This is a genomic window from Gemmatimonadaceae bacterium (assembly GCA_037721215.1).
GTDB lineage: Bacteria > Gemmatimonadota > Gemmatimonadetes > Gemmatimonadales > Gemmatimonadaceae > UBA4720.
In genome coordinates, this window is record JBBJNV010000043.1 from 1 (window position 1) to 6,920 (window position 6,920).

The following is a 6,920-nucleotide window of genomic DNA, read 5'->3' on the forward strand; positions in this document are numbered from 1 at the left end:
GGACGTCGCGCGGCCGGGTTGCGACAGCGCAGACGTACCGTCACTTCGGCTTCGTTCCCCCCGCATCGGGAAACCAGCCGAACCTGTTCTGAGGGCCAGGTGAAGGACGGTTCGCGGACGGAACACTACGAGTTCGACCTTCCCCCTGCGCTCATCGCGCAGACGCCGACATCGGTGCGCGACGAAAGCCGGCTGATGGTTGTTGACCGCAGCTCCGGTACAATCGAGCACCGCGTGTTTCGCGATATCGCCGACCTGATCAAACCCGAAGATGCGCTGGCGCTGAACACGACGCGCGTTTTTCGCGCCCGGTTGCTCGGCACCCGCGCTTCCGGCGCTCCCGCGGAGATCCTGCTCCTGCGGGAGTTGGACGACGGCGTGTTCGAAGCAATGGTCAGTCCAGGGGGAAAGCTGAAGCCGGGTCGCACGGTAACCGTTTCGGAATCACTGTCTGTCGATATCCTCGATGGCACGGATCGCGGAACGCGACTCGTACGTCTCAAATCAGCGCTTTCCCTCAGCGAAGCAATCGAGCAGAACGGCCACGTGCCACTCCCGCCCTATATCGACCGGCCGGACGAACTGTCGGATAGCGAGCGGTACCAAACCGTCTACGCAAATGAATCTGGATCGATTGCCGCACCGACAGCGGGACTTCATTTTTCCCCGGAGCTCCTGGCAAGAATCGAGGGAAACGGTGTCCGGATCGCCAAGCTAGTCCTGCACGTGGGGGCGGGGACATTCAAGCCCGTCGAAGTCAGCGATCCCGCCGCTCACGTGATGCACGAAGAGCGGTACGAAGTTTCAGCGGAAGCGGCTGCTGTTCTGAGCGAAGTGAAACTCGGAGGCGGTGCAGTCTGGGCGGTGGGAACCACTTCAGTGCGAACGCTGGAATCGGCTGGCCTGACTGCCGGCCGGGGCGATACGCGGATTTTCATCAGGCCGCCGTACGAATTTCGGGTAGTGGACCATGTCATCACCAACTTTCACCTTCCGCGGTCCACACTGATCATGCTGGTGGCGGCATTCGCCGGCTACGAGTTAACCATGCATGCGTACGCGGAGGCCATTCGCGTGGGGTACCGTTTCTACTCTTACGGCGATGCGATGGCAATTGTATAGGTCAGCGGGTTAATTAACCGCGGTAACCAGGCCTCGCGCCGCACGTTCTCCAATCTGAAACTCCCGGGAATCCGCGGCGAGCGGGCGGCATGACATTCGACGGCTTCACAACGAGGTTTGCCTTAAGTGCGCTTGGCGAATACAAACCCGATTTTCGAAGCGCGGCGCGAACGATATACTCCCCCGGTGGCACCAGATCCCCTTGGTTCGTAATGAGCGCGACGTCACGCTCGAAGCATCGGATTTGACCGGGTTTAAGATCGAGGATCACTCCAGGCAGACGTTCAACTACGCGGTAGGGCGCCCACAACTCCGTGCCGTTCCTATCGGTGATTACAGCATAAAAAGGCCAATCACCGTTGCCCCTCATTGGAACGGGTGTGTTACACGTGTTGGTGACTGAAAAGCGAAAATTTGTAGTGTCTCCCACACTGAGGGGGGATCTGACGGAGAGCGTCCGTGGGAGTGAGTCGAATCCTGCCGCGCAGCCTTCGGCGCTCGGAGTTCGCTTGGCTGAATTAGAAGCCTGGTGAACACAGCCAACGATCAGAGGGAGCACGAGCAAAAGCTTTCTCATTGGAGGTTATCTAATGATTAAATGTCCGCGCAGATCCTCCTGAATGCCTGCCATGTTACTGAATAAAGTGCCTTCGGCGGTCTTCCCCCAAAGAAGACCAAGCAGTACAACCGGCCCGCTCTCCGGATCCCCAGAAAAGATTGGAGACCCGCTGTCGCCACCCTCCGCACCCATTGTCGCTGAGCTTTGGCACAGCATCATCTGATCGCCCGCTCCAGGAACGTCAACGCAGGTATAATTTACGTTACCGCTTGTCCAACCCGTTTCCTGCCCCATCTTGAAAACCTGGGCGTTAGCCGTTGGATACATTGAAGAGCCGGAAATGTGAAACCGCCCGACTACCGTTTTCGAGCCTACGACGCTTCCGAAAGAAGCAGTCTTCGCGATGTAGCCCAGATCAATGGAAACGCCGGCGGTGTACTCTCCTTGAAGAGCATCGCTCCACCGGCAGTTCTTGGCTGGTGGACAAAGCGGGTCTTGAGCATTGGTGAAGAAGGGAGGATCAAGAACCTCGAGACCAATAAAATCGAGATTGGAGTAGTAACTGTTCTGGTAATAATCGGTGGAATCAACAAAACCCATATTCTGGGAGCAGTGGGAATTGGTAATAAAGTATGTTAGCGTCGAGCCCAGTCGCCGAGCGTTGAAACCGAGCGTGCAATTCTTTACGGCACCATCCTTCGCAAATTGAACCTCGAATCCGCCTTGTTTCACCGGTGCGCGATCGTTTAGCGTAAGCAGTGGACTGGGCCTGCTCACAACAACGAACTCAATTGCGGCTGCTGGAACCGCAGGACTCAAGGTATTTAGAAGTCGAGCCTTTGTCGCTACGTCTGCCACTCCAACTCGCACGCGATTCCGGATCTCGTCAACATCCGTAAGCGTGATGCCTGGGATAGTCGAAAATAAATTGTTGACCGATCTTCTCCACGCCTGCAACTCAACGAAGGAGTAGCCAGCACTGCGAAAAATGGCTCGGTCTACATCGATCGGCGCACCTAGATGGGCCAAATCCCGGCCCGCCAGTGTTTCGCGCAAGACCGCCCGAGCACGCTCCCGTTGAGCAGGGTCAGCCAGCGCAACAACGAGGCGACCGCTCTCCAGGTAGTAGCCGGCGAATCCTGGTATCAGAGACCCCAGGCTCGCGAACTCTTCGTCGATCGTTTTGAACTGGGATGCACTGCTTGAACTAAGGCGAGGGTTGCTAATTTCCGACGGGGAGGCCGTGTCGCGGCAACCATTCGCTGAGATAAGCACCGCGATGCCTGCTGCGAACACCCGCGGTGATCTCTTATTGAAAACGTTCATTTAGACACCTTCGGATGGGTTGGCAAAAAAAGTTGTGCCAAAAGTGTGCCAGCTAAGCTTACCGCGGCTATCTGCCAGCGTTCAGACCGTGCGCATACAGGTCTAGAAAACGGCAACTGAACGCGGCGAGATGCGGATTTTCATCAGGCCGCCATACGACTTCCGAACAGTGGGCAACGTCTTCACCAACTTCCACCTTCCGCGGTCCACGCTGATCATGCTGGTGGCGGCGTTTGCCGGTTACGATCTGACAATGCACGGCTATTCAGAGGTCATTCGGGAGGGATACCGCTTCTATTCCTACGGCGACGCAATGGCGATTGTATAGGCCCACTTCTACATTAGCGGTCGTGTATCCGCGGACGGTCAATTGATGCAGAAACTAAAAGCGCAGCTGCAAAGCACGCTCGGCGATAGCTACACGTTGGAACGGGAGTTGGGCGGCGGCGGAATGTCCCGCGTGTTTCTGGCTGAAGAGACTTCACTCGGTCGAAAAGTCGTCGTCAAGGTTCTCCCACCTGATCTCGCGGCGGCGGTGAACCTCGAGCGCTTCAGGCGCGAAATACAGCTCTCGGCGCGGCTCCAGCATCCACACATCATTCCCGTCCTGGCGGCCGGAGTCAGCGATGGACTCCCGTACTACACAATGCCCTTCATCGAGGGCGAGTCGCTGCGAGCCCGCCTTTCGCGTTCCGGTGAACTGCCGGTGCATGACGCAGTGCGCGTTCTGCGCGACATCCTCAGCGCGCTGTCCTACGCACACGCTCAGGGTGTGGTTCATCGCGATATCAAGCCCGACAATATCCTCTTTACCGGGCAGCACGCCGTAGTTGCCGACTTCGGCGTTGCCAAGGCCATAAGCGCGTCTACGAACCCGGGGTCGTCGCTGACCTCGCTTGGCGTCGCGCTGGGAACGCCCGCATACATGGCGCCGGAACAGGCGGCGGCTGACCCGAACGCCGATCACCGGGCGGATCTTTACGCTGTCGGTGCAGTCGCCTACGAAATGCTGACTGGCCAGCCGATGTTCAGCGCGCGTTCGCCGCAGGCGATGCTGGCTGCCCACGTGACCGAGAAGCCGGAGCCAATCGACCGGAGGCGTGCGTCGGTGCCACCAATGCTGGCCGCGCTGATCATGCGATCGCTGGAGAAGCATGCCGCAGATCGCCCTCAATCGGCGGGCGAGATGCTGGCGCTCCTCGATGCCGCTGTTACACCAAGTGGTGCCACTGCTCCAACGACTGCACTGCCTGCCACACCTCGAACGGCTGCGGGCGCGCGTCGGTGGTTGATCGCGGGTGCGTTCGTGTCGGCGGTATTGCTTGCTGGAGCCTATGGGCTGTCGCAGCGAAGGGATGTCCGTTCCGAGCCGGCAGAAGCGAGCATGGACGAAGTTGCGTCACTTGCAGTTCTCCCATTCGAGAATCTGGGCCGCGACGAAGACGGGTACTTCGCGGATGGGATGACGGAGGAGATTTCGAGCCGGCTGGGAACGCTGGCCGGGCTCCGAGTGATCGGGCGCCAGAGCGTTCGCGGCTACGCTAACAGCACCAAATCCGCTCAACAGATCGGCAAGGAGCTGGGCGTCGCGTACATCCTTACTGGCAGTGTCAGATGGGATCGATCCACTGGGACGAGCCGTGTACGAGTCAGCCCGGCGCTTCTAAAGGTTGCCGATGGGTCGCAGATCTGGTCGGAGCCTTATGAGGACGTCGTGAAGGGTGTCTTTGATATCCAGTCCACTGTCGCCGAGCGGGTGGCGAACGCCCTTCAGCTCAAGCTCTCGTCGCGCGAATCGCAGAACCTCGCCGCGAAACCAACGGAAAACGTCGAGGCCTACGATCTATATCTGCGTGGCCAGGCGCTGGCCAACGGATGGGTCGGAAAAGATTACATAAAGGCTGCGCAATTTTTCGAAAAGGCAACTGAACTCGATCCAAGGTTCGCGCTGGCTTTTGCCGCGTTGTCGATTGCGCATGTCGAGTCAATCTGGTTCACGGGTGATATTGATATAGATGGCAAGCGCCTGGCAAAGGCTAAGGCAGCGGTCGATCGGGCCAACGCGCTCAGTCCGAACAATCCGCGGGTGCATACTGCTCTTGCGAACTATCACTACCACGGGAAGTTGGACTTCGCCACGGCACTCGAAGAAGTCGGGATTGCACTCCGGCTGCAGCCGTCCAACGCGGGGGCGCACCTGGTCAAGGCGCGGATCGAGCGAAGGCTAGGCAAAGTCGACGACGCGCTGGCGACCTATCGTCGGCAGCTGGAGTTCGACCCGCACTCCTCAGGTCGGGTAGAACTCTGCGAAACACTTCGCATGGCCGGCCAGCCAAAGGAGTCTCTTTCCTGCATTGACGCCGTCATCGAACGCGAACCCGCCAATTGGCTGGGGTATCAGAATGGTGTCAGTACCGCAATTATTGGATTTGGTGATCTAAAACTGGCAATGAAGTATCTTGCCGCGGCACGTGCCCGGGTGCCGGCCGAGCAAATTGCCGGCAATCTCGCTTCAATGAATTCGGGGGTCTGGCCGGCAGTGCTTGATTCGGGCATCCTCGCGATCGCGCAGGCGGCACCAGTTCCGACAGATATTTCTCCGCGAATGGATTATTACGCAACTCGGGCAATGGCCGGATGGGTGTTGGACAAGCCTGATGAGGTGCGTTCAGCCAGCAGACAATTTCTGGCCGAATGGGGCAAAACAGGGGGCCGCCAGCTTCCACCTAATTCCTATTTACGCGGCTGGGCGGCAATGGCATTCGCTTTTCTTGGACAGAAGGCGCCCGCTGTCGCACTTGCGAACGAATGGATGGCGCAGTCTCCAATCGAGCGCGACGCGGTGGACGCAGGCTTTGTGCAGGCGTATGCCGCTTTCATCCTAATGCTTGTGGGTGAACACGACGATGCCATCGCGCTACTGGAGAAGGCCGTCAACCTCCGAATCCCGATCACCCGCGCCCAGCTGAGAGTCGAGCCGATGTGGAACTCGCTGCGCACCAATCCGCGCTTCCAGCGGCTCGTCAACGGCACCTGAAGGCGCGGGCTTCATCTCTCGATTCCCACCTCCGTGAGCTTCTCCTTCGCCATCCTTGCCACCGCCGGCCCCGCGCGCGCCGGCGTTTTCGTGACTCCGCACGGAGCCGTCGAAACGCCCGCGTTCATGCCGGTCGGAACGCTGGCCAGCGTGAAGTCGCTCGATCCGGAAGACTTGATCGAGATGGGCGCGACGATGATCCTCGCCAACGCCTACCACCTCCACCTCCGCCCGGGAGACGACCTCGTGCGCGAGATGGGCGGCCTCCATCGCTTCATGGCGTGGGACCGGCCCGTTCTCACCGATTCTGGTGGCTTCCAGGTTTTTTCGCTCGCCAATCTGCGCACCGTTTCCGAGGATGGTGTCGAGTTTCAGAGTCACCTGGACGGATCGCGGCGGTTCTTTACACCAGAAACCGTTATGAAGATCGAGCGAAACCTGGGCGCCGATGTGATCATGCAGTTCGATCACGTAATCCCCGGTCAGTCCGACGCCACATCCGCGCGCGACGCGAGCGAACGGAGCATTCGGTGGCTCGTTCGCTGCCGCGATGAATTCGAGAAGCTGTCGCGAGATGAGAATTCGGGCGCGCACGTCCAGGCCCTGTTCCCGATCGTGCAGGGAGGAATCCACGCGGAGTTGCGGCGCGAGGCCGCGGTAAGTATCCAGTCGGCCGGCGACTGGACGGGCTTCGGGATCGGCGGACTCTCGGTCGGGGAAGAAAAGCCGGCCATGTACGAGATGCTCGATATCACGGACGCAGAGCTCGCCCGCGATCGCCCGCGCTACCTCATGGGCGTTGGCTTCCCTGAGGATCTGATCGAGGGGATACGGCGCGGGGTCGACCTCTTCGACTGCGTTGCACCCACCCGAATG

4 protein-coding genes and 1 pseudogene are annotated in these 6,920 nt (G+C 59.3%); 4 read left to right on the plus strand and 1 reads right to left on the minus strand.

Annotated features, from left to right (window positions below; genetic code table 11):
* Positions 1–99: 99 nt before the first annotated feature.
* On the plus strand, positions 100–1,122 hold the full coding sequence (gene queA, locus WKF55_16305; GenBank protein ID MEJ7761142.1) for a tRNA preQ1(34) S-adenosylmethionine ribosyltransferase-isomerase QueA: 1,023 nt from the start codon (positions 100–102) through the stop codon (positions 1,120–1,122).
* A gap of 583 nt (positions 1,123–1,705) precedes the next feature.
* On the opposite strand, the gene WKF55_16310 is transcribed toward queA, so the two are convergent.
* Positions 1,706–3,007: a hypothetical protein gene (locus WKF55_16310; protein MEJ7761143.1), complete on the minus strand. Its 1,302-nt coding sequence runs from the start codon at positions 3,005–3,007 to the stop codon at positions 1,706–1,708.
* A gap of 127 nt (positions 3,008–3,134) precedes the next feature.
* On the opposite strand from WKF55_16310, the pseudogene WKF55_16315 reads away from it, so the two are divergent.
* The 3 genes and pseudogenes from WKF55_16315 to tgt all read left to right on the plus strand — a co-directional run.
* Positions 3,135–3,335 (plus strand): annotated as a pseudogene (locus tag WKF55_16315) (S-adenosylmethionine:tRNA ribosyltransferase-isomerase).
* A 45-nt stretch (positions 3,336–3,380) separates the two neighbouring features.
* Positions 3,381–6,044 (plus strand): protein kinase, encoded by a 2,664-nt coding sequence (locus tag WKF55_16320; GenBank protein MEJ7761144.1) that lies wholly within the window; start codon positions 3,381–3,383, stop codon positions 6,042–6,044.
* Between the two features lie 33 nt (positions 6,045–6,077).
* Positions 6,078–6,920: tRNA guanosine(34) transglycosylase Tgt (gene tgt / locus WKF55_16325; GenBank protein MEJ7761145.1), on the plus strand; the 843-nt coding region annotated here is incomplete at its 3' end.